Annotated in this window: 19 protein-coding genes; 7 read left to right on the plus strand and 12 right to left on the minus strand. The window is 63.7% G+C overall.

The window, feature by feature from the left end; all coding sequences use genetic code 11:
- Positions 1–144 precede the first annotated feature (144 nt).
- From recG to RBH19_RS09915, 6 genes are all read right to left on the minus strand, one after another.
- Positions 145–2,256 (minus strand): ATP-dependent DNA helicase RecG, encoded by a 2,112-nt coding sequence (gene recG / locus RBH19_RS09890; protein ID WP_306728683.1) that lies wholly within the window; start codon positions 2,254–2,256, stop codon positions 145–147.
- On the minus strand, positions 2,249–2,635 hold the full coding sequence (gene ridA / locus RBH19_RS09895; protein ID WP_306728684.1) for a deaminase RidA: 387 nt from the start codon (positions 2,633–2,635) through the stop codon (positions 2,249–2,251). The genes recG and ridA overlap by 8 nt, the downstream gene beginning before the upstream one ends.
- 637 nt (positions 2,636–3,272) lie before the next feature.
- Complete coding sequence (gene spoT, locus RBH19_RS09900; RefSeq protein ID WP_306728685.1) at positions 3,273–5,459, minus strand: bifunctional GTP diphosphokinase/guanosine-3',5'-bis pyrophosphate 3'-pyrophosphohydrolase; 2,187 nt, start codon at positions 5,457–5,459, stop codon at positions 3,273–3,275.
- A 22-nt stretch (positions 5,460–5,481) separates the two neighbouring features.
- The gene (gene rpoZ, locus RBH19_RS09905) at positions 5,482–5,784 is read right to left on the minus strand and encodes a DNA-directed RNA polymerase subunit omega (protein WP_306728686.1); all 303 of its coding nucleotides are present in this window, start codon (positions 5,782–5,784) and stop codon (positions 5,482–5,484) included.
- A 149-nt stretch (positions 5,785–5,933) separates the two neighbouring features.
- Entirely contained in the window at positions 5,934–6,560 is a 627-nt protein-coding gene (gene gmk / locus RBH19_RS09910; RefSeq protein ID WP_306728687.1) for a guanylate kinase, read from the minus strand.
- Between the two features lie 8 nt (positions 6,561–6,568).
- Positions 6,569–7,435: a YicC/YloC family endoribonuclease gene (locus RBH19_RS09915; RefSeq protein ID WP_306728688.1), complete on the minus strand. Its 867-nt coding sequence runs from the start codon at positions 7,433–7,435 to the stop codon at positions 6,569–6,571.
- 166 nt (positions 7,436–7,601) lie between these two features.
- Here RBH19_RS09915 and RBH19_RS09920 point away from each other — a divergent pair, with 166 nt between their 5' ends.
- The 7 genes from RBH19_RS09920 (at position 7,602) to RBH19_RS09950 (ending at position 13,515) form a co-directional block, all read left to right on the plus strand.
- Entirely contained in the window at positions 7,602–8,342 is a 741-nt protein-coding gene (locus tag RBH19_RS09920; RefSeq protein ID WP_306728689.1) for a PP2C family protein-serine/threonine phosphatase, read from the plus strand.
- A 90-nt stretch (positions 8,343–8,432) separates the two neighbouring features.
- Entirely contained in the window at positions 8,433–9,161 is a 729-nt protein-coding gene (rph, locus tag RBH19_RS09925) for a ribonuclease PH (protein WP_306728690.1), read from the plus strand.
- The gene (gene rdgB, locus RBH19_RS09930; protein ID WP_306728691.1) at positions 9,158–9,748 is read left to right on the plus strand and encodes an RdgB/HAM1 family non-canonical purine NTP pyrophosphatase; all 591 of its coding nucleotides are present in this window, start codon (positions 9,158–9,160) and stop codon (positions 9,746–9,748) included. The genes rph and rdgB overlap by 4 nt, the downstream gene beginning before the upstream one ends.
- On the plus strand, positions 9,742–10,944 hold the full coding sequence (hemW, locus tag RBH19_RS09935; protein WP_445353977.1) for a radical SAM family heme chaperone HemW: 1,203 nt from the start codon (positions 9,742–9,744) through the stop codon (positions 10,942–10,944). Before rdgB ends, hemW begins: the two co-directional genes overlap by 7 nt.
- Positions 10,944–11,132: a zinc ribbon domain-containing protein gene (locus tag RBH19_RS09940; protein ID WP_306728693.1), complete on the plus strand. Its 189-nt coding sequence runs from the start codon at positions 10,944–10,946 to the stop codon at positions 11,130–11,132. The genes hemW and RBH19_RS09940 overlap by 1 nt, the downstream gene beginning before the upstream one ends.
- Positions 11,133–11,573: 441 nt before the next feature.
- On the plus strand, positions 11,574–11,783 hold the full coding sequence (gene rpmE, locus RBH19_RS09945) for a 50S ribosomal protein L31 (protein WP_306728694.1): 210 nt from the start codon (positions 11,574–11,576) through the stop codon (positions 11,781–11,783).
- A gap of 433 nt (positions 11,784–12,216) precedes the next feature.
- Complete coding sequence (locus RBH19_RS09950; RefSeq protein ID WP_306728695.1) at positions 12,217–13,515, plus strand: citrate synthase; 1,299 nt, start codon at positions 12,217–12,219, stop codon at positions 13,513–13,515.
- A 192-nt stretch (positions 13,516–13,707) separates the two neighbouring features.
- Here the strand turns inward: RBH19_RS09950 and hemE are convergent, their stop codons facing one another.
- From hemE to RBH19_RS09980, 6 genes are all read right to left on the minus strand, one after another.
- Entirely contained in the window at positions 13,708–14,781 is a 1,074-nt protein-coding gene (gene hemE / locus RBH19_RS09955) for a uroporphyrinogen decarboxylase (RefSeq protein WP_306728696.1), read from the minus strand.
- A complete protein-coding gene (pyrF, locus tag RBH19_RS09960; RefSeq protein WP_306728697.1) occupies positions 14,778–15,497 on the minus strand; it encodes an orotidine-5'-phosphate decarboxylase in 720 nt (239 codons plus the stop codon). The genes hemE and pyrF overlap by 4 nt, the downstream gene beginning before the upstream one ends.
- A gap of 42 nt (positions 15,498–15,539) precedes the next feature.
- Complete coding sequence (aroB, locus tag RBH19_RS09965; RefSeq protein WP_306728698.1) at positions 15,540–16,625, minus strand: 3-dehydroquinate synthase; 1,086 nt, start codon at positions 16,623–16,625, stop codon at positions 15,540–15,542.
- 13 nt (positions 16,626–16,638) lie between these two features.
- On the minus strand, positions 16,639–17,163 hold the full coding sequence (aroK, locus tag RBH19_RS09970) for a shikimate kinase AroK (protein ID WP_306728699.1): 525 nt from the start codon (positions 17,161–17,163) through the stop codon (positions 16,639–16,641).
- A 128-nt stretch (positions 17,164–17,291) separates the two neighbouring features.
- The gene (locus RBH19_RS09975; RefSeq protein WP_306728700.1) at positions 17,292–19,100 is read right to left on the minus strand and encodes an Ig-like domain-containing protein; all 1,809 of its coding nucleotides are present in this window, start codon (positions 19,098–19,100) and stop codon (positions 17,292–17,294) included.
- A 156-nt stretch (positions 19,101–19,256) separates the two neighbouring features.
- Positions 19,257–21,425, minus strand: a complete 2,169-nt coding sequence (locus RBH19_RS09980) for a type IV pilus secretin PilQ (protein ID WP_306728701.1) — start codon at positions 21,423–21,425, stop codon at positions 19,257–19,259.
- Positions 21,426–21,441: the final 16 nt, after the last annotated feature.

The following is a 21,441-nucleotide window of genomic DNA, read 5'->3' on the forward strand; positions in this document are numbered from 1 at the left end:
TGGCCGAAGGCCTGCCGCTGGGCGCCGCAGGCGCCCGTCCTTACGCCTCACGCCTTACGCCTTACGCCTCACCTTCGAAGCCGCAACACCCCCAACCACCTCGACACCCGCTACCGCCCCCACCGATGCACGTTTCACTCGCGTTCATACGCTGACATAGCGGGAAGATTCCCCGACCCACCGCCGCATCAGTGCCTCGGCCGCCTCGGGGTATTTCTGCAGCATGGCCTCGGCCGCCTTGGCCACTTCCGGCAGGAGGTCGTTGTCGCGCATGAGGTCGGCGATGCGGAGGTCGGCCGCGCCGGTCTGGCGGGTGCCGAGGACTTCGCCGGGGCCGCGCAGCTCCAGGTCGCGGCGGGCGATCTGGAAGCCGTCATTGGTCTCGCGCATGATCTGCAGGCGGGCCCTGGCAATCTCATTGAGGGGGCCGCGATAGAGCAGTACGCAGCTGCTGGCGGTGCTGCCACGACCCACGCGGCCGCGCAGCTGATGCAGCTGGGACAGGCCGAGGCGTTCGGCGTTCTCGATGATCATGAGACTGGCGTTGGGTACGTTCACGCCCACTTCGATGACGGTGGTGGCCACCAGCAGCTGGATTTCCCCGGCCTTGAAGCGGGCCATCACCGATTCCTTGTCTTCCGCTTTCATGCGCCCGTGGATCAGGCCGACGCTGATGTCGGGCAGGGCTTCGGCGAGCACCCGGGCGCTGTCCTCGGCGGCCTGGCATTGCAGCACATCGGATTCTTCCACCAGGGGACAGACCCAGTAGACCTGACGGCCGGCGCCGCAGGCCTCGGCGACACGGGCCACCACTTCACTGCGGCGGGTCTCGGACAGGGCCACGGTCTTGACCGGTTCACGGCCGGGCGGCAGTTCATCGATCACCGAGACATCCAGATCGGCGTAGGCGGTCATGGCCAGGGTGCGGGGAATGGGGGTAGCGGTCATGATCAGCTGGTGCGGTCGGCGGCCCTCGCCTTCCCCCTTTTCCCGCAGGGCCAGGCGCTGATGCACGCCGAAACGGTGCTGCTCGTCCACCACCGCCAGTGCCAGGTCGCGGAAACGCACCTGTTCCTGGAACAGGGCATGGGTGCCCACCACCACCGGCAGCTCGCCATGGGCGATGGCCTTCAAGGTCCAGCGGCGATCGGCACTGGCCTGCTTGCCGGACAGCCAGCCCACCCGGATGCCCAGGGGCTTGAGCCATTCGGTGAAGTTGCCGAGGTGCTGTTCGGCGAGGATTTCCGTGGGGGCCATCACCGCCACCTGGCCACCGGCCTCCACGGCCCGCAGGGCCGCGAGCACGGCAATGACGGTCTTGCCCGAACCCACGTCCCCCTGCACCAGGCGCAGCATGGGTGCTTCCCCTTCCAGATCGCGGAAGACTTCCTCCCGCACCCGCTGCTGGGCGCCGGTCAGGCTGAAGGCCAGGCTTTCCAGGAAGGGACGCACGAGACGATCGTCGCCGGGGAGCGGGCGCGCCAGATCTTCACGGAAACGGGCACGGGCCAGACGCAGGCTGAGACGGTGGGCCAGCAGCTCCTCGAAGGCCAGGCGGCGACGGGCGGGATGGCTCCCCTCCATCAGGGCCTCCATGGCGACCGAGGGCGGGGGCCGGTGCAGGGTATCCAGGGCGCCGAATAGATCCATGCGAAGGGCTTCGGGCAGGGTGGCCGGTGGCAGATAGTCCGCCAGCAGGGCGGCATCTTTCTGAATGCGATCCAGGGCCTGGTTGATGAGATCGCGCAGGCGCGCCTGCTGCAGGCCTTCGGTGGCGGGGTAGACCGGGGTCAGGGTTTCCTCGACGGGCATGTCGTCGCTGACCCGCCGATATTCCGGATGCACAAGTTCCAGGCCAACGCGGCCGCGTCGGGCCTCGCCATAGCAGCGCAGCTTGACGCCCCGCTTGAGGTTCTCCTGCTGGGCCCGGGAGAAGTGAAAGAAGCGCAGGGTGACGGCGCCACTGCCATCGGAGAGGGAGACCAGCAGGCTGCGCCGGCGACGGAAGACCGTCTCGGCATGCTGGATGGTGCCTTCCACCACCGCGCGGTCGCCCGGTCGCAGGCTGCCCATGGGCACCACCCGGGTGCGGTCTTCCCAGCGCATGGGCAGATGAAAGAGCAGATCCTGCAGTCGCTCGATGCCGAGCTTCTGCAGGCGTTCGGCCAGCTTGGGGCCCACGCCCTTGAGTTCGGTGAGACGGCCACCCTCTTCCATCTCGGCTGCCACCGTGTTCACGGCGCGCTCGTCAGCCATCCACCACCATCACGCCATCCATTTCCACTTCCGCGCCCTTGGGCAACTGGGCCACACCCAGGGCAGCGCGCGCCGGATAGGGCGACTGAAAATACGCCTGCATGATCTGGTTGACGGTGGCGAAGTGGGACAGGTCGGTCAGATAGATCTGCAGCTTGACGATATGGGCCAGGCTGCCACCGGCCGCTTCGCAGACGGCGGTGAGGTTGTCGAAGACACGGCGAACCTGGGTGTCGATGTCCCCGGTGACCAGCTCGCCACTGGCCGGATCCAGGGGAATCTGCCCGGAAAGATAGACGGTGTTGCCCACGCGAATGGCCTGGGAGTACGGCCCAATGGCCTCCGGTGCATCTTTGCTGTGAATCACTTCGCGGCTCATGGCTGGGTCCTTGTGCGGGTACTTGCGGGATGAACGACAGGTTAAACCAAAAGCGGGGGAACCACGAAATGGACACGAGATAAAGCCGGGAAAACAGTTGGCCGCGAGATGCACGCGAAATGGACGCTAGATTTGGGCCGTGCCAAGCGGGCCGCCGTGCTACTTCGGAGGGGCCTTGCTTGGCGATGGCACTGCGTATGCTGACTGCCCGCTGTGGGAGCGGCTTTAGCCGCGATTTCAATCTCCCGGTTGGCACGCCATCCTCTATTGCCTCGCTGTAGGCGCGGATTCATCCGCGCAATGGCTGGAATTCGTCGGTCGATTGTATTTTTGAACTGCGCTGGAAACCCGGCACGGCGGGCAAAAAACCAATGGCGGTATTTCCCTGTTAGAGAATCAAACGGCGGATTCAGGCCATTGCGCGGATGAATCCGCGCCTACAGGGGGCATGGATCATTTGGCGTGCCAACCTAGGGATTGGCATCGCGGATAAAGCCGCTCCCACGGTGCCAGTCGAAGGGCCGTGCCATCCTCTTGCACGGCCCCGCCGCAGCAGCACGGCATCCCCCAGGCACGGCCCAAATCTAGCGTCCATTTCGCGTCCATCTCGCGGCTAAATGTTTTACCGCTTTCAGCGTCAGGAATGGGTGCGGACGATCTTGAGGACTTCGGGCATGGAGCGGATGGAGCGCATGATGTCGGCCAGATGGCGACGGTTCTGGACGTTGAAGACGAAATGGAGGGTGGTGTAGTCGCCGTCGCGTTCCTGGACGTTGACGTGTTCGATGTTGGAGCCTTCCTCGGACATGGTGGCGGCCACCGAGGCCAGCACGCCGCGCTTGTTTTCCACGTCCACTTTCACGGCCACGGAGAAGTCGCGGGAAAGGTCCTTCTCCCACTGGATGTCGATCCACTTGTCCGGTTCGTCGCTGTACTCGTGCAGGTTGCTGCAGTCTTCCCGGTGCACGACGATGCCCCGGCCCTGGCTGAGATAGCCGACGATGGGATCGCCCGGAATGGGGTAACAGCAGCGGGCCAGATTCACCACCATGCCTTCGGTGCCGCTGATGGTCAGGGGCGTGCTGCTGCCGATGCCGCTTTCATCGCCTTCCAGCTCGGGGGCCAGACGACGGGCAACGATGGGTGCCATGCGCTTGCCGAGACCGATCTGTTCGAACAGGTCTTCGCGGCTGTCGAGCTGGAACTCCTCCAGCAGGGCATCAATGCGCGCGGAGGGAATCTTGCGCAGTTTGAGCTCCATCTCCGCCAGGGAACGCTCCAGCAGGCGACGCCCCATTTCCACGGCGTCTTCCTGGTGCAGGTTCTTGAGGTAATGGCGAATGGCGGCGCGGGCCTTGGCGGTCACCACGAAATTGAGCCAGGCCGGGTTGGGCCGGGCATTGTCCGCGGTGATAATCTCCACGGTCTGGCCATTGACCAGACGGGTACGCAGGGGAGCCAGGCGCCGGTTGATCTTGGCCGCCACACAGGCGTTGCCGACCCCGGTATGCACGGCGTAGGCGAAGTCCACCGCGGTGGCGCCACGGGGCAGGCGGCGAATGTCACCGTCCGGAGTGAAGACATAGACCTCGTCCGGGAAGAGATCCACCTTCACGTTCTCGAGAAACTCCATGGAGCTGCCCGAGCCCTTCTGCATTTCCAGCACGCCCTTGAGCCACTCCCGGGCACGGATCTCTTCCGGGCCGGAGCCTTCACGCGCCGTCGACCCGCGTCCCTCTTTCTCGCTGTCCTTGTAGATCCAATGGGCGGCAATGCCGGACTCGGCAATCCGGTTCATGTCGTGGGTGCGGATCTGGACTTCAATGGGCACCCCATGGGGCCCGAACAGGGTGGTGTGCAGGGACTGGTAACCATTGGCCTTGGGAATGGCCACGTAGTCCTTGAAGCGGCCGGGCACCGGTTTGTAGACGCCATGCACGATGCCGAGAACACGGTAACAGGTGTCCACCTTGTCCACGGTGATTCGGAAACCGTACACATCCAGCACGTCGGCCAGGGACAGGCGCTTTTTCAGCATCTTGCGGTAGATGCTGTAGAGATGCTTTTCGCGGCTTTCCACCCGGGCGTCAATGCCTTCCTGTGACAAGGCCTCGCCGAAGGCCTGATTGATGTGACGGAAGATCTGGCGCTGGTTGCCGCGTACCTTGCGCAGGTGCCGGCTGATGACCCGGTAGCGGGTGGGGTGCATGGACTTGAAGCCCAGGTCTTCCAGCTCCAGGCGGATGCTGTTGATGCCCAGGCGCCCGGCAATGGGGGCGTAGATCTCCAGGGTTTCGCTGGCAATGCGACGACGCTTGGCCGGCGGCATGACCCCCAGGGTGCGCATGTTGTGCAGGCGGTCGGCCAGCTTGACCAGGATGACGCGGATGTCTTCCACCATGGCCAGCAGCATCTTGCGGAAGTTTTCCGCCTGGGCTTCGGCCTTGGAACGGAAGCGGATCTGGGTGAGCTTGCTGACCCCGTCCACCAGCTGGGCAACGTCCTCGCCGAAGCGGTCGGCGATATCGTCCTTGGCGGTGGGGGTGTCCTCGATCACGTCATGCAGGATGGCCGCGATCAGGGTCTTGTAGTCCATGCGCAGCTCGGCCAGGATGCCGGCCACGGCCACGGGATGGGAAATGTAGGGTTCGCCGGTCAGGCGCCGCTGCCCTTCATGGGCATGGGCGCCGAACTGGAAGGCATGATCGACCGCCTGCACCTGCTCGTCGGGCAGATACTCGCGCAGCTGCGCCAGCAGACCGTCGATGCCCACCGCCCGCCGGGCCCGGCGGCTCCAGGAATACTTGGCGGCGGGCTCGTTCATGACCTCGCTACTCCGCAGAGGATCAGTGACTGGCGTCCACGTCCCCGCGCTGCTCACCGGCCTCACTGGCCTGTTCGGCCGCGGCGGCGGCTTCGGCGGCCATGGCTTCGCTGGCTTCCCGGGCTTCCTGCTCTTCCAGCATTTCCCGGTTCACCAGGCCATCGGCAATCTCGCGCAGGGCGAGCACGGTGGGTTTGTCGTTTTCCAGCGGCACCATGGCTTCGGCGCCCCGCTCAAGCTGACGCGCACGTTTGGTGGCGAGCAGCACCAGTTCGAACTGGTTGTGGCATTTCTCAATGCAGTCTTCAATCGTTACTCGAGCCATAAGGCAATCCAATCCTCACAAGGTTTTTCAAAGACGCTGTCTATGTCACTAAGACATTGTCCGTTGGGGAAAAGTTTACTTCAGGGGCGAAGCCGCCGCCAGCCGGGGTGGCGAAAAACGCCCCGGGGAACCGGGTTTTCCCGGCCGCCCTATTCCGGGGTGTCGGCCAGCAGCTGCTCGGCCAGTTGTCGCACTTGTGGCCGGGTGGCCGACAGGGCCTCCCCGTCACCGTGGATGATCCGTTGCAGCTCGCCCAGGGCCTGGTCGAAATCGTCATTGATCACGGCGTAATCAAAGCCGGACCACTGCAGCAGTTCCGCGTGAGCCTCACGCAGCCGGCGCTCGATCACCGCCTCGCTGTCCGTGCCGCGGCCCCGCAGGCGCCGTTCCAACTCTTCCCGCGAGGGCGGCAGGATGAAGATGCTGCGCCCCTCGGGCATCATCTCGCGCACCTGGGCCGCGCCCTGCCAGTCGATTTCCAGCAACACGTCATGACCGTCGGCCAGTTCCCGTTCCACCTGGCCACGGGCCGTGCCATAACGGTTGCCGAAGACCTGCGCGTGCTCGAGAAACTCGCCGGCCTCGATCATGGCGACAAAGCGGGCCTCATCCACGAACAGATAATCCTGACCATCCACTTCACCCTGGCGAGGCGGGCGCGTGGTGTAGGAAATGGAAAAGCGCAGGCGCGGCTCCCGGCGCATGAGTTCATGCACCAGGCTGGTCTTGCCCGCACCCGACGGTGCGCTGACCACCCACAGTCTGCCTCTGTTCATGGCGTCACTCATTCCACGTTCTGGATCTGTTCACGCATCTGTTCGATGGCCACCTTGAGCTCCACGGAAATGGCAGTGGTCTCACTGTCCTGGCTCTTGGAACCCAGGGTATTGGCCTCGCGGTTGAACTCCTGCATCAGGAAATCCAGGCGCCGGCCCACCGGCTCCTCGCGCCCGAGGGCGTCGCGCATTTCAGCCACATGGCTTTCCAGGCGATCCAGTTCCTCGTCCACGTCCAGCTTCTGGGCCACCAGGGCCAGTTCCTGCTCAAGGCGGCTTTCGTCGGCCTGGATGTCCAGTTCCGCCAGGCGACTGCGATAGCGTTCGCGCAGGCTGGCCAGCACCTGCGGCACACGCACACGGGCCCGGGCCACCAGTTCCTCCACGCTCCGGCAGCGCTCCTCCAGCATGACCTGGGTGCGCTCACCTTCACGCTGGCGATATTCCCGCAGTTCGGTCAGGGCGGCCTCCAGGCCACGACGGGCCGAGGCCTGCAGGGCCTCCGGATCCGGGGCCGGGCGACGCAGCAGGCCGGGCCACTGCATCAGCTCGCCAAGACTGGGCGGACGGGCCTCGGGCAGACGGGCGGCCAGATCACCCACCGCCCGCGCCAGGGCATCCGCCATGTCCGGGTCCAGCGCCAGGGCCGGGCCCTGACCGTCCGCGGATTCCAGGCGCAGGGTGGCATCCAGCTTGCCGCGACCGACGACCGCTTCCACCTGCTTGCGCAGGGCGGGTTCAATGGCACGCACCACTTCCGGCAGCCGCAGATTCACTTCCAGGTAACGGTGATTGACGGAGCGCAGCTCCCACACCAGCAGGCCGGCATCGGTCTGGGTCTCGCTGCGGGCAAAGCCGGTCATGCTCTTGATCATGTGGAATCCCCGGGGTGCGGGACAGGGGGGCAGCGGGCAGGAAAGCCGTCGTGGCTGTCCATGCCTGTTAAAATGTCTGCCACTGAACGCGGAAAACCGCGCATTATACGCAAGACAGGGGCACGGCTCCATGCAGGACGGCCCCAGCCATCGGGAGACCAGCGGCTTGGAAATCGAAACCGCCGATGTGAGCCGAACCGGCCATCGCCAGAGCAATCAGGATCGTCTGGTGCTGATGGTGGGTGACGAGGCCGTCATGCTGGGCGTGGCCGACGGCATGGGCGGGCACGCGGACGGTGCCCTGGCCGCCGAGACCGCGGTGCTGTCCTGGACCGCCTCCTTCAAGTCCTCCGGCAAGCTGGTGCGGGCACCGGTGAAGTTTCTTGAAAACGCCATGCACCGCGCCCACCGCAAGGTGGCTGAACTGGCGGAGGGCACCACCATCGACAAGGCCCCCCGCACCACCGGGGTGCTGGCCCTGATCAGCTCGGGCAATGTGCGCTGGATTCACGCCGGCGACAGCCGCGCCTATCTGATCCGCGACGGGCAGATCCGGCGGCGCAGCCGGGATCACAGCGTGGTGGACGAATTGCTGACCCGGGGCCAGATCGATGACCAGGAGGCACTGGCCCATCCCATGCGGCATCTGGTGGATTCCTGCCTCGGGGGGCCGGAGGGCGAGCCGGCACTTCGACTGCGCCGGCGTCTGACGCTCCGTCCCGGCGATGTTGTTCTGTTGTGCAGCGACGGCTTCTGGGGGGCGCTGGACATGGACTCGGCCGCCAGCCGCCTGGGTGCGGCGGCGGATCTGGATGCCTGCCTGGAAGCGCTGGCCGAGGAGGCCGAGCGGAATGCCGCCCCCGAAAGCGACAACATCACCGCCGTGGCCATGCGCTGGCAGGGCTGACCCGGCAAGCGCCGCTTCCAGCGGACGAGATCCATCCACTTTCCTTTTTTCATCGCCGAGCCCGGCGAATTCACAAGCAGGAGTACTGAAATGCGACATGACGGCCGTGCCGAAGACCAATTGCGCCCCATCCGGATGACCCGGGGTTTCACCATGCATGCCGAAGGCTCGGTGCTGGTGGAGTTCGGGCAGACGCGGGTGCTGTGTACGGCCAGCGTCAGTGAACGTGTTCCGGGCTTTTTGCGGGGCAGTGGCCGTGGCTGGGTCACGGCTGAGTACGGCATGCTGCCGCGGGCCACCGGCAGCCGTAATGATCGCGAGGCGGCACGGGGCAAGCAGGGTGGCCGCACGGTGGAGATTCAGCGCCTGATCGGCCGCTCCCTGCGGGCCGTCATGGACATGGAGGCCCTGGGCGAGCGGGCCATCATCCTGGACTGCGATGTGCTGCAGGCCGACGGCGGTACGCGCACGGCTTCCATCACCGGTGCCTGGGTGGCGCTGCGCGATGCCATCCTGACCCTGCTCAAGGACGGCGCCCTGAAGAAGGACCCCATGCACGGGCAGGTGGCGGCCATATCCACCGGCATCGTGGACGGTCGACCGGTGCTGGATCTGGATTATCCGGAGGATTCCACGGCCGAGACCGACCTCAATGTTGTCATGAACGATGCCGGTGCCTTCATCGAAGTGCAGGGAACGGCGGAAGGCCACGCCTTCCGCCGCGAGGAACTGGACCGCATGCTGGCCCTGGCGGAAAAGGGCATCGCTGAACTGCACGCGGCCCAGCGCGCCGCCCTGGAAAACGGGAAGGCATCATGAAGGGCCAGCGCCTCGTGCTCGCTTCCAACAATCCCGGCAAGGCGCGGGAGCTGTCCCGCATGCTGGGGGAAAGGGGCTTCGAGATCCTGCCCCAGAGCGAATTCAATACGCGGGAGGCGGAGGAAACGGCCGGGACTTTCGTGGAGAACGCCCTGATCAAGGCCCGCAATGCGGCCGCCACCAGCGGCCTGCCCACCCTGGCGGACGATTCCGGCCTGTGCGTGGATGCCCTGGAAGGTGCCCCCGGCGTTCGCTCGGCCCGCTACGCCGGAGCCGGTGCCAGCGACCGGGACAATGTGGACAAGCTGCTCAAGGCCCTGGAGGGCCTGCCCGAAGAGGAACGCAGCGCCCGCTTCGTCTGTCTCATGGTGCTGCTGCGACACCCCCTGGATCCCCTGCCCCTGATTGCCCAGGGGGAATGGCATGGTCGCATTGCCCTGGCACCGTCCGGTGAGGATGGCTTTGGCTACGACCCGGTCTTTCTGCCCGACGGCATGGATCGCAGCGCGGCGGAACTGGATCCGGCCGAAAAGAACCGGCTGAGCCATCGCGGCAAGGCACTGCGGCAACTGATCGAGGCATTGTGAGCACGACTCCACTCAAGGCACCACCCCTGGCGCTCTACATCCACCTGCCCTGGTGCGAGCGCAAGTGCCCCTATTGCGATTTCAATTCCCACACCCTGGCGGGCCGGCTGCCGGAGGACGATTACGTGGCCGCCCTGCTGGCGGATCTGTCGACCGAGGCCGATCGGGCCGGGGGCCGACGCATTGAAACCGTCTTCATCGGCGGCGGTACGCCGAGCCTGTTTTCCGGGACGGCCATCGGCCGGGTACTGGAGGCCGCCGACCGCCGCATCGGCCTGGCCGGGGATGTGGAGATCACGCTTGAGTCCAATCCGGGCAGCGCGGAAGCCGCTCGCTTCCGGGATTATCGCCTGGCGGGCGTCAATCGCCTGTCCATCGGCGTACAGAGCCTGAATGATCAGCGCCTGACCGCCCTCGGGCGTATCCACGACGGCCACGAGGCACTGGCGGCACTGGACAGGGCGAAGGCCGCCGGCTTCGAACGCATCAACGCCGACATCATGTTCGGCCTTCCCGGGCAGACACTGGACGAGGCGGTCGCGGACGTGAGGGGGGTACTGGCGCGGGGAGTGGATCATGTCTCCCATTACGAGCTGACCCTGGAACCCAATACGGTCTTCTACAGCAAGCCTCCCGAGCGGCCGGACGAGGAGAGCCGCTGGGACATGCAGGCGGCCTGCTTCGAGGCACTGAGCCAGGCGGGCCTGGAGCGTTACGAGATTTCCGCCTGGTCGCGGCCCGGCGAGGCCTGCCGGCACAATCTCAACTACTGGCAGTTCGGCGATTATCTGGCCATCGGCGCCGGCGCCCACGGCAAGTTCACCCGGCCCGCCGAGGGCATCTTCCGGCATCGCAAGCACCGGGTGCCGGAACGCTACATGCAGCTGGCCGCGGCCGGCGAGGCCACGGTGGACTGTCATGCCCTGGACGCGGAACAGCGTATCTTCGAGTACATGCTCAATGCCCTGCGACTGACGGCGGGCTTTCGCGAGACGGATTTTGAGGCGCGTTGCGGCCTGCCCTCCAGCCGTCTGCACGATGCCCTGGACACACTGCGCGAACAGGGTTTGATGGAGAGCATTGCGGCCATCCCGGGCGACGCGCAGTGGCGCCCAACACCGCGCGGCATGGATTTCCTCAATGAACTGCAGGCTCGATTTCTGCCGGATCGTGAGGCGGAAAAGGCGGGCCCGTGATGGAGGGCCTGAACGTCCATGAAGTGACCTGCCCCTGGTGTTTCGAGGCCGTGGAGCTGTACGTGGAGGACGACGCCGAGGCCGGCGAGTGGGTGGAGGACTGCCCGGTCTGCTGCCACCCCATGGCCCTGATCGCCAGCGTGGACGAGCAGGGAGGCCACCGTTTGTCGGTCGAACGCAGCCATTGATCGTGGAATGAAAGGCGTGTCAAGACCCGTCACGCATTTTATTCACATGCCGCCGATTCCTGCCTGCCCGCGGCCCGTGCCGGCAGATTTCAGGTGGAAGACAGACAGGCAAAACTATAAGTCATTGTTTTTTATCGATTAGATCAAGATGGCGACATATTGCCCGATCCGGAAAGACCGCCATCATGACAATGCCTTGCGGCGGTTTGCCCCAAGTCGTCCACACAGTTATCCACAGGAACTGTGGATAATGGAAAAATCCCTGTGAAGACCGCAGCTTAATGCCGCTCACCGGATCCGGCGGGGGCGCGGGCCGGTGGCTTTCGGACATTGCCACAAGACTTGCCCCGCGTGGCATAGGGCGTTAGAATCCCCCGTTTCCAGTTTTCCGGAGCCGGCCTGCGAGGCCGGCCCAATGCGACGAGCCAGGATGACAAGGTCATGAAAGCGGATATCCATCCCGAATACAAAGACATCACGGTGACCTGCAGCTGCGGCAACACCTTTGCGACCCGATCCACCATTGGCAAGGATCTGCAGGTCGAGGTGTGCTCTGCCTGCCACCCCTTCTACACCGGCAAGCAGAAGATCATGGACACCGCCGGCCGCGTGGACAAGTTCCGCCGCAAGTACGGTCGCAAGAGCGCCTGATCACCGGCATTTCGGCCGGCGCCCGGTGGCGCCAGCCAATCCCCTCCCCGCCGCCTGTCATTCCAGCCGCTTCTGCCCTATAATCGGTCGCCCGGTTCCGGGACCGTTTGCTTTGCGACACCGTACGCGCCACGGTCTCAGGCACCCGCCACCCGGGAACCCCCCGGGAACGGTGGTGGTGAGCGGAACCAGCATCCAGGTTTTCCGCCTGATGGCGGGAACAGCAATCAAGTCGTCATCCCTGTCTGCCAGACTCCACTGCGGTCGATCTGGCACGACATAAGACTGGCGATGACCGTCTGCCCGGATCCGTCCGTCGGGGCCGACACCCAAGGGGCAGTATCTGACCGGGGGGCTCCGGTCTGCAACGATCTGTCGAGCGATCTGTCCCGATCAATACGGCCCCTGGATTTCATAGGAGCGAGCGTTGACCATGAGCGAGCAGAAGCACAGCAAGCTGGAGATGCCCGGAAAAGGTTCCGCCACGGAACTGCCGATTCGTGAAGGCAGCCTGGGCCCGTCCACCGTGGACATTGGAAGCCTGTACAAGCAGGAAGGCATCTTCACCTTCGACCCCGGTTTCACCTCCACCGCCAGCTGCAAGAGTGCCATCACCTACATTGATGGCGAGAACGGTGTCCTGCTGTACCGGGGTTATCCCATTGAGCAGCTGGCCGAGCAATCCAGCTTCCTGGAAGTGTCCTACCTGCTCATGTATGGCGAGCTGCCCAGCCGGGAGACGATGGAGAGCTTCAAGAATTCCATTCTTTATCACACCATGATCAATGAATCGCTGCTGCGGTTCTTCAACGGTTTCCATTACGACGCCCACCCCATGGCCATGATGACCGGTGTGGTGGGTTCTCTCTCGGCCTTCTATCACGATCAGAACGCCATGCGGGATCCGAACCAGCGGGATGTGTTCGCCCACCGCATCATTGCCAAGATGCCGACCATTGCGGCGGCGGCCTACAAGCATTCCATCGGCCAGCCCTTCATGTATCCGCAGAATCACCTGGGCTACTGTTCCAATCTGCTGCACATGTTCTTCTCGGTGCCGGCGGAAGCCTATTCCCCGGATCCGGTGGCGGCCGAGGCGCTGGACCTGCTGTTCATCCTGCACGCGGATCACGAGCAGAATGCCTCCACCTCCACCGTTCGCCTGGCCGGCAGCACCGGCACCAACCCCTACGCCGCCATCGCCTCGGGTATCACTGCCCTCTGGGGCCCGGCCCATGGCGGTGCCAATGAAGCCGTGCTGGACATGCTGCACGAAATCGGTGATGTGAAGAACATTCCGAAGTACATCGAGAAGGCCAAGGACAAGAACGACCCCTTCCGCCTGATGGGCTTCGGCCACCGGGTCTACAAGAACTACGACCCGCGCGCCAAGATCATCCGCGAAATGTGCCACAAGGTGCTCAAGCGCCTGGGCAAGGAGAACGATCCCCTGCTGGAACTGGCCATGGAACTGGAGCATATTGCCCTTAATGATGATTATTTCGTGGAGAAGAAGCTCTACCCCAACGTGGACTTCTACTCCGGCATCATCTACAAGGCTCTGGGTATTCCGGTGAGCATGTTCACGGTGATGTTCGCCATCGCCCGCACCGTGGGCTGGACTGCTCACTGGCTGGAAATGGTCGGCGATCCGGCCATGCGTATCGGCCGTCCGCGGCAGTTGTATGTGGGTGAAGGCCAGCGGGATTATGTGCCGGTGGACCGGCGCTAAGGGCTGACGCTGTCGAGAAAACGAAGCCCCCGGTGGTGTTAACCGCCGGGGGCTTTTTTATGCCCCAAAAACCCCGAAGAATGCCGCTCGTTGTCGTTGTCGTTGTCGTTGTCGTAATCGTCTTTTTTTAGCCCCCCAAAAAAATTCAAAAGGCCGAGTACGACAACGACAACGACAACGACATTTTCCGCCTCAACCGCCGTGATGATATTGCGGGCTCAATTTCACCACCGCATCAATCATGGCGCCGGCGTGTTCGGGCGGGATTTTGGGGGTGATGCCGTGGCCGAGGTTGAAGACATGGCCTTCGCCGTGGCCATAGCTGGCGAGGATCTCGGAAACGGCTTCGCGGATGCGGGCGGGTGAGGCGTTCAGGGCGGCGGGGTCTAGGTTGCCCTGGAGGGCGACCTTGTGACCGACGCGTCGACGTGCCTCGCCAATGTCGATGGTCCAGTCCAGGCCGAGGGCGTCACAGCCGGTCTCGGCCATGGCCTCCAGCCATTGACCGCCACCCTTGGTGAACAGGATGACCGGAACCCGGCGGCCTTCGTGCTCGCGGATCAGGTTTTCCACGATGCGGGCCATGGGATGGAGTGAGAATCGACGATAATGGGCGGGACTCAGGGCGCCGCCCCAGGTGTCGAAGATCTGGACGGCCTGGGCGCCGGCCCGGATCTGGGCGTTGAGGTAATCGGTGACCGAATCCACCAGCTTGTCCAGGAGGCGATCGAGCACCTCCGGCGCGTCCCAGGCCATGCCCTTGATGGTGGCGAAATCCTTGCTGGAGCCGCCCTCCACCATGTAGGTGGCCAGGGTCCAGGGGCTGCCGCTGAATCCGATCAGGGGGACGCGGCCATTCAGTGCCCGGCGGATGGTGCGCACGGCATCGGTGACATAGCCCAGATCATCCTCGATATCCGGGCGTGGCAAGGCATCCACCTGGGCGGCGCTGCGCACGGTGCGCTCGAATTTCGGCCCTTCACCCTGCACGAAATACAGCCCGCAGCCCATGGCATCCGGAATGGTGAGGATGTCGGAGAAGAGGATGGCGGCATCCAGGGGGAAGCGCTCCAGTGGCTGGAGGGTGACTTCACAGGCCATGTCCGGGTTCTTCATCAGCTTGACGAAGCTGCCGGCCTTTTCCCGGGTGGCCCGGTACTCCGGCAGATAACGGCCGGCCTGGCGCATCATCCAGACCGGGGTACGATCCACGGGCTCACGCAACAGGGCTCGCAGCAGACGATCGTTCTGAAGTTCCGCGCTCATTGCTCGAACACCTCACGGATAGTGGACTGAATGGCTTCGGCCGCGGCCTTCGGGTTCTCCGCCTTGCGGATGGGGCGGCCGACAACGATGTAGTCCGCGCCGTTGTGGAAAGCCTCTTCCACGGTCACCACGCGCTTCTGGTCGTCGTCGCCACGATTCTCCACCGGGCGAATGCCGGGCGTGATGACCAGCAGGCGGTTATCCACGGCCTCGCGCATCTTCTGTACTTCCATGCCGGAGGCAACCACGCCATCGCAGCCGGCCTCCAGGGCGCGCCGGGCACGGGAAAGCACCAGGGCTTCCACGTCACACTGGAAGCCCAGGTCGTCCAGATCGCCGCGATCCAGACTGGTCAGGGCGGTGACGGCCAGCACCTTGAGATGACCGGAGCGGGCTTGCGCGGCGGCCTCCATGATGCTCTGGTTGCCGTGGATGGTGCAGAAGTGGGCGCCCCGCCTGGACAGCTGGCGGACGGCGGCGGCCACGGTGGCCGGCACGTCGAAGAACTTCAGATCCACGAAGACCCTGGCATCCCGGGCAAGCAGCCAGTCGAGAAAGTCGAAGAAGCCATCGGCCATGAACAGCTCAAGGCCGATCTTGTAGAAACGGACGCTGTCGCCCAGCTGCTCTACCAGCTCACGGGCACTGTCGGTGTCGGCAACATCCAGGGCAAAGATCAGGCGCTCTTCGGCGGGAATGGACTTGTGTTGGTACACGGCGCTCTCCTTGGAATCAGTGGCGCTATTGTACCCGAGGGATCAGTCTTCTGCGGCGGGCCGCCAGGCAATGGTGGCGAGCAGATCGGCCTCACTCACATCGCCGCGCACGCTGGCGTGGCCCAGACGATCCAGAACGATCAGTCGCAGGCCGCTGGCGGTGGCTTTCTTGTCCCGCGCCATCCAGTCCAGCCAGGTCTGATGATCCAGTGCCGGTGCATTCACGGGCAGCTGCAGGTCGCGCATCAGCGCAATTCCCCGGTCCCGCCCTTCCTCGTTGATGTTGCCGAGGCGGCGGGACAGCTCCAGGGCGAGCGCCATGCCGGCGGCCACGGCTTCCCCATGCAGCCATTCTCCGTAGCCGCAGGCTCCCTCGATGACATGAGCGAAGGTATGACCAAAGTTCAGGATGGCGCGTCGCCCCTGCTCGGTTTCATCCTCGGCCACCACGGCCGCCTTGATGCGACAGCAGCGAATCACGCACTCGGCGACCGTCTCTGGATCACGGTCATTCAGCTCGCGTACGCGCGACTCCAGCCAGACCAGCAGCTCCAGATCGGCGATCAGGGCGTGTTTGATCACCTCGGCCAGACCGGCCCGGAACTCGCGATCCGGCAGGGTACTGAGGGTCGCCGTGTCGGCAATGACGCTCCGGGGCTGGTGAAAGGCTCCGATCAGGTTCTTTCCGCTGGGGTGGTTGACGGCGGTCTTGCCGCCCACCGAGGCATCCACCTGGGCCAAGAGCGTGGTGGGAATCTGGTGAAAAGCCGTGCCACGCTGCCAACAGGCCGCGGCGAAACCCGTCAGATCGCCAACCACACCGCCACCGAGAGCCAGCAGCGCGCCGTCCCGGCCGATGCGATGCCGGGCCAGTTCATCGAACAGGCGCTCCAGGGTGACGAGGTTTTTCTGGGCCTCGCCGGCGGGCAAGACCACGGCATGCACCAGGCGCTCACCGAGGGCCCGCTGCAGGGGCGCCAGCCAATGGGGGGCCACGTTCTCGTCCGTGACCAATAACAGGCGGGGCTGCTGCAGAGTCTGGTGCAGGAAATCAGAATCGTTCAGTAGGCCACGATCCGCATGGATGGGGTAGCTACGATCTGCGAGCTCAACGATCAAACGGGGCATGGGCAGGACTCGCTCAATCGGCGCCGTGAATTTCCAGTGCCAGTTTTCGCATCACCTGCTTGACCGACTGACCATCGGTGTCCACGGTCATGTCGGCCAGCTCCCGGTAGAGGGGGTCACGCTGTTCGGCCAGTTCCCGCAGTTTTCTCTCGGGATCCTCGGTTTCCAGGAGCGGTCGATCGTGACGGGACTGGCGGGTGCGGGCGAGTTGATATTCCAGGCTGGTGCGCAGGTAGACCACGAATCCGCGCTCGGCCAGCAGGCGACGATTCTCATCCAGGATCACCGTGCCACCGCCGGTGGCCAGGACAATGGGTTCCTGGCGGCTCAGTTCGGCGAGGGCATCATGTTCCCGCTTGCGAAAGCCGGCTTCACCCTCGAAATCGAAGATGGTGGCAATGTCCACGCCGGTGCGTTCCCGCAGGTAATCATCGGTGTCATGGAATGGATAACCCAGCCGCCGGGCCAGTTCGCGCCCGATGGAAGACTTGCCGGCCCCCATGGGACCGACAAGAAAGATTCTGGTCGGTGTCTCCATGCCATGCCCTCGGAAGGAGAAAGAGATTGGCCGCCCGGGTTCGGGCCTCTGCGCCAATCGATGGGTAAATAGTGCCGAAAAACAAAGGGCCTGCCCAGTGGGGCAGGCCCTTCATCAGCTGCCCTGTATCAAGAGGTACTGCCGCAAATCTCGATTTCCCGCTGCACAATGACTCCGGCCCCACCACAGAGGTCGGCCGGCGTGGTGACCGTGATCACACCGATCTCACAGATGCTGGTGTCTTCCTCGCCGGACTCGGAGATGATGAATTCGACGACGTTGGGGCCATCAAAATTGGTGTTGCCAATTGTCACGGTATCCTGACCAAGCACTTCACCGTAATCAGTTTCCAGCGCAATGGTGGACCCCAAGGGCAAGGTCTGATCCATTGGCCCGCTGACGGTGAACGTCAAGGGGGCGCCACCCACGGTATAACTCGCTGGCGCATCAATACTGACGTTCAGGTTATCGGCCAAGACCATCACCGTCTGCCGCCCAATGGGTGCCTGGGGAAGCCCGCAGTTCTGTTCCTGGAACTGCTCACGAGTGGCTTCATCCTCAATGCCGTAACCACAGAGTGCGCCGTCATAGAGACTGTTGGGGCCGGTCCACTCCCCGGTTCCATGATAATCCCAAAAGAAACCATCAATGCCGGGCTCGAAGCTGCCGCTCTCATTGTCATCCCGAAAAGGCTCGCCGGTGTCGATCCAGCCAATACTTTCGTCTTCATCAGGATCATCCCAGTCATAGCTGCCCTGATGGGGGCCAAAACTGGCTTCTTCCGTACCGAAAAGCCCGTCACCGGTACGATCCTTGAAACTCTCTTCCCCTTCCATGTACGCGAGGATGGTGGAACGCATCGGCATTGGATCCTGACTGACCCATTCCACTTCACACTCGCCGTCTTCCGTCATGCAACTGGATTGGATACGGCCACCCTCGGTAGAGAAATGCACCACGGTGCCATCGACCACCGGATTGGAGAAACGGTCGCGAGCGTGCACCCGTATCGGGATACGAGCGCCCAGGCAACGCTGCACGGGCGGGTTGTAAATATCCAGCCCCAGTGAAATGCCGGCTTCTTCCGCGATCCCGGTACTGATGGATAGCTGACTGGACTGTGAAGTCACGTTGGTGTCCACCACGCGGGCATTGACGCGTACTGAGGTGGCCACGGTTCCGGAGATCACCTGGGTGGTAACCAGGCCCTGGCTGTTGCTGGTGCTCAGTTCGGTGGAGAGGGCGATACCGCCCACGGAGGTACTGAGGCTGAACTGCACGTTGCGACCCGGCGTGGGATTGCCCTGGGTGTCCTGAACCTGGAAGGTGACGGTGGAGGTCTCGCTGATTCCGGCCACGCCCATGCCCCGCAGGCCGATGAGCTGCGGGTCGGCATCAACAAAGACGAGTGAGCCCAGAGTCGCTTCTTCGACCTCAACAGTGGCCGAGGCGACCAGGGTAACCGAGTCACCGCCGTCGCCCACATTGACCGTCGCCGTGATGGTGTCCTCACCGGCACAGCCCTGGGCCGTGTAGGTGGACTGGAATTCCCCGCCAATGGCGGTCACCGGGCTGAGAATATTGGCAATGCCTTCCTCGACGCAGGTGGAGGTCAGGTTGACCTGATAATCCTGGGACGGCGGGTTGCCGTCTTCATCCACAAGGCGCCCCATGACGCCCGTGGAGCCGCCGGAGGCGATGGTGCTCATGCCCAGCTCCAGCACTCCCGCCTGAAAGTCCTCACCCTCACCGCTGCCAAGGATCAGGCCGGCGCCGGTGGCACCTTCGCCGGGATCGGTATCATCATCGTCGTCATCGTCATCATCCGGGGCATCCGTACCCGTACCCGGCTGAACCATGGTACCGGTATCGCTTTCACAGCCCGCCAGGGCAATGAAGCTCATGAAAATCAGGGCTAGAAGAAAGCGCATATTCATTGATCAGATCTCCCCGAGTGTCGCCAACCCGGCGGGTTGGTCTCCCCTCGTCTTGTCATCATTCTGGCAACACTGCCCGGCAAGGCCGGGCAGTGCATACCTTGCTTGATTGTAGATCAGACACCGTGTCTCCCGTCGGTACTCTGATGCCGTATGTCAGTTGATCCGGGCATCGTCCTTGAGCAATTTCGGTGTAACGAACACCAACAGCTCTGCTTTGCTGGCGCTGCGGGTCGTGGAACGGAACAGCATGCCGAGACCCGGAATATCACCCAGAATCGGCACACGGGACTCACCTTCCTGGCGCTGGGTCTCGTAGATGCCGCCAAGCACCACGGTTTCACCATTGTTGACGGCGGCCTGGGTACGTACCACGCGGGTGTCGATACTGGGCACGAAACCACCGGTGGCGCTGGGCACTTCCTCACCAATGGTGTCATTGGAGACCTCAAGATCCATGATGATGCGTTCATCCGGTGTGATCTGAGGCGTCACGGTGAGTGAGAGTACGGCTTCCTTGAATTCCGTGGTAACCGAACCGGCACCACCACCCGCCTGAACCGTTTGGTAGGGGATTTCGACACCCTGGGAGATGGAAGCTTCCTTCTGATCCGCCGTGATCACACGGGGACTGGAAATCACTTCACCCCGGCCCTGGGACTGCAGGGCGGAAAGCTCCAGATCCACCAGGTAATCGGAATCCAGGATGGCCATGGAGAAGCGACCGGCCGGGGAGGCCACCGGCAGATTCACGTTGAGACGATCGTTCAGGCTGGGTGTCGTCACCGGGAAGGGCTGGCCGGTGTTCTGGATGTTGTTGAGACCGGAACGAATCATCACATCGCTGCCCGCGGCGCCGCCGGTGACGGCGATGACGCCGTTGTCACCTCGCTCACGGGCATGGGTCACGCCGAAGCGGGCACCCAGCTCCCGGTTGAAGTCACTGGTGGCAACCACGATGCGGGACTCGATCAACACCTGACGCACGGGTATGTCGAGACGATTGACCATGCGCCGCACATCACCCAGGCGATCGTCCGTGTCCTGGATCAGCAGGGTATTGGTACGCTCATCAACGGCCACATTGCCGCGCTCCGACAGCATGCGGGACTCCTCGGAACGGATCAGGCGAGCCAGGTCGCCGGCACGGGCGTAGTTGATCTGAATGAATTCGGAGCGCAGGGGAACCAATTCCTCACGGGCCTGCCGGGCCTGCAGCTCCTGCTGTTCACGCTGTGCAATCTCCTGAGCCGGGGCCACCAGAATGACGTTGCCAGTCTGGCGGGTATCCAGGCCCCGTGTCTTCAGGATGATGTCCAGCGCCTGGTCCCAGGGCACATTCTGGAGCCGCAGGGTCACGTTGCCGGTCACGGTGTCACTGACCACGATGTTGAGATCGGTGAAATCCGCAATCAGCTGCAGAACGGCACGGGTCTCGATGTCCTGGAAGTTCAGGGTAAGACGCTCGCCGGTGAATTCACGTTCCTGACGCTCTTCCACTTCCCGTTCGGTGAGTGGCCGGAATTCGAGCGCAAAGAGGTTTTCCGACTGATAGGCCACCTGCTCATATTCACCGGTCACCCGCACGTCCACTTCCACCCCTTCCGGACCACGGCGGGTATCGATGGTGCGAACCGGCGTGGCGAAGTCCAGCACGTCCAGGCGCCGCTCGAACTCTCTTGCCACATTGGCGTTCTGAAAGGTCACGAGGATACGTTCGGACGTTTCGTCAATGTCGATGGGGACACGGTCATCGCTCAGCTCGACCAGCACCCGGCCTTCGCCCTGATCACCCCGGCGGAAATCGATCTTCTCGATACGGGATTCACGAACAGCCCGGCGGTCTTCCGTGTCCGGCTGTTCAAAGGGGGCGACGCTGGGCCGATCCGGGGTACGAAGCTGGTCACGCTGGCCGGCGTCACCCACGGTGATGTAGATGTCATTGCCTTCGGTATGAACGTCATAAGGCTGCGTACTGGCCAGGCTGATGACCACACGGGTCCGGTTCTGTGCTTCGGCAAGCATCAGGTTGCGCACGGCGCCGACACTGATGTCATGGCGACGGTCACGCAGACCCAGACGCGTATCCGCCAGATCCAGTACCAGACGGGCCGGCTCATCAATGGTGAAGCTCTGTGGCGCGGCGGCGGGCCCACTCAGGCGCAGGCGGATTTCCACCCGATCGCCCGGCAGGGTAGAGACATTCACGTCTTCCAGGCGATGCTGGCCGGATGACTGGGCCACGGCCTGGGTGGTGAACAGCATCAGCAGCAGGCCGGTGGCGGCCAGCAGGTGATGCTTGCTGTAAATGGTCTTGATCCCCATGTCTGTCTCTCCTGTC

The organism is Natronospira bacteriovora, assembly GCF_030848495.1.
In the GTDB taxonomy this organism is placed as follows: domain Bacteria; phylum Pseudomonadota; class Gammaproteobacteria; order Natronospirales; family Natronospiraceae; genus Natronospira; species Natronospira bacteriovora.

Coding starts and splice junctions, on each gene's coding strand:
- RBH19_RS09940 (WP_306728693.1), top strand. CDS start 10,944: ATGGAGGGCCTGAACGTCCATGAAGTGACCTGCCCCTGGTGTTTCGAG.
- hemE (WP_306728696.1), bottom strand. CDS start 14,781: ATGAGCGCGGAACTTCAGAACGATCGTCTGCTGCGAGCCCTGTTGCGT.
- rph (WP_306728690.1), top strand. CDS start 8,433: ATGCGACATGACGGCCGTGCCGAAGACCAATTGCGCCCCATCCGGATG.
- RBH19_RS09980 (WP_306728701.1), bottom strand. CDS start 21,425: ATGGGGATCAAGACCATTTACAGCAAGCATCACCTGCTGGCCGCCACC.
- gmk (WP_306728687.1), bottom strand. CDS start 6,560: ATGAACAGAGGCAGACTGTGGGTGGTCAGCGCACCGTCGGGTGCGGGC.
- rpmE (WP_306728694.1), top strand. CDS start 11,574: ATGAAAGCGGATATCCATCCCGAATACAAAGACATCACGGTGACCTGC.
- ridA (WP_306728684.1), bottom strand. CDS start 2,635: ATGAGCCGCGAAGTGATTCACAGCAAAGATGCACCGGAGGCCATTGGG.
- recG (WP_306728683.1), bottom strand. CDS start 2,256: ATGGCTGACGAGCGCGCCGTGAACACGGTGGCAGCCGAGATGGAAGAG.
- RBH19_RS09915 (WP_306728688.1), bottom strand. CDS start 7,435: ATGATCAAGAGCATGACCGGCTTTGCCCGCAGCGAGACCCAGACCGAT.
- RBH19_RS09950 (WP_306728695.1), top strand. CDS start 12,217: ATGAGCGAGCAGAAGCACAGCAAGCTGGAGATGCCCGGAAAAGGTTCC.
- RBH19_RS09975 (WP_306728700.1), bottom strand. CDS start 19,100: ATGAATATGCGCTTTCTTCTAGCCCTGATTTTCATGAGCTTCATTGCC.
- rdgB (WP_306728691.1), top strand. CDS start 9,158: ATGAAGGGCCAGCGCCTCGTGCTCGCTTCCAACAATCCCGGCAAGGCG.
- spoT (WP_306728685.1), bottom strand. CDS start 5,459: ATGAACGAGCCCGCCGCCAAGTATTCCTGGAGCCGCCGGGCCCGGCGG.
- aroK (WP_306728699.1), bottom strand. CDS start 17,163: ATGGAGACACCGACCAGAATCTTTCTTGTCGGTCCCATGGGGGCCGGC.
- aroB (WP_306728698.1), bottom strand. CDS start 16,625: ATGCCCCGTTTGATCGTTGAGCTCGCAGATCGTAGCTACCCCATCCAT.
- rpoZ (WP_306728686.1), bottom strand. CDS start 5,784: ATGGCTCGAGTAACGATTGAAGACTGCATTGAGAAATGCCACAACCAG.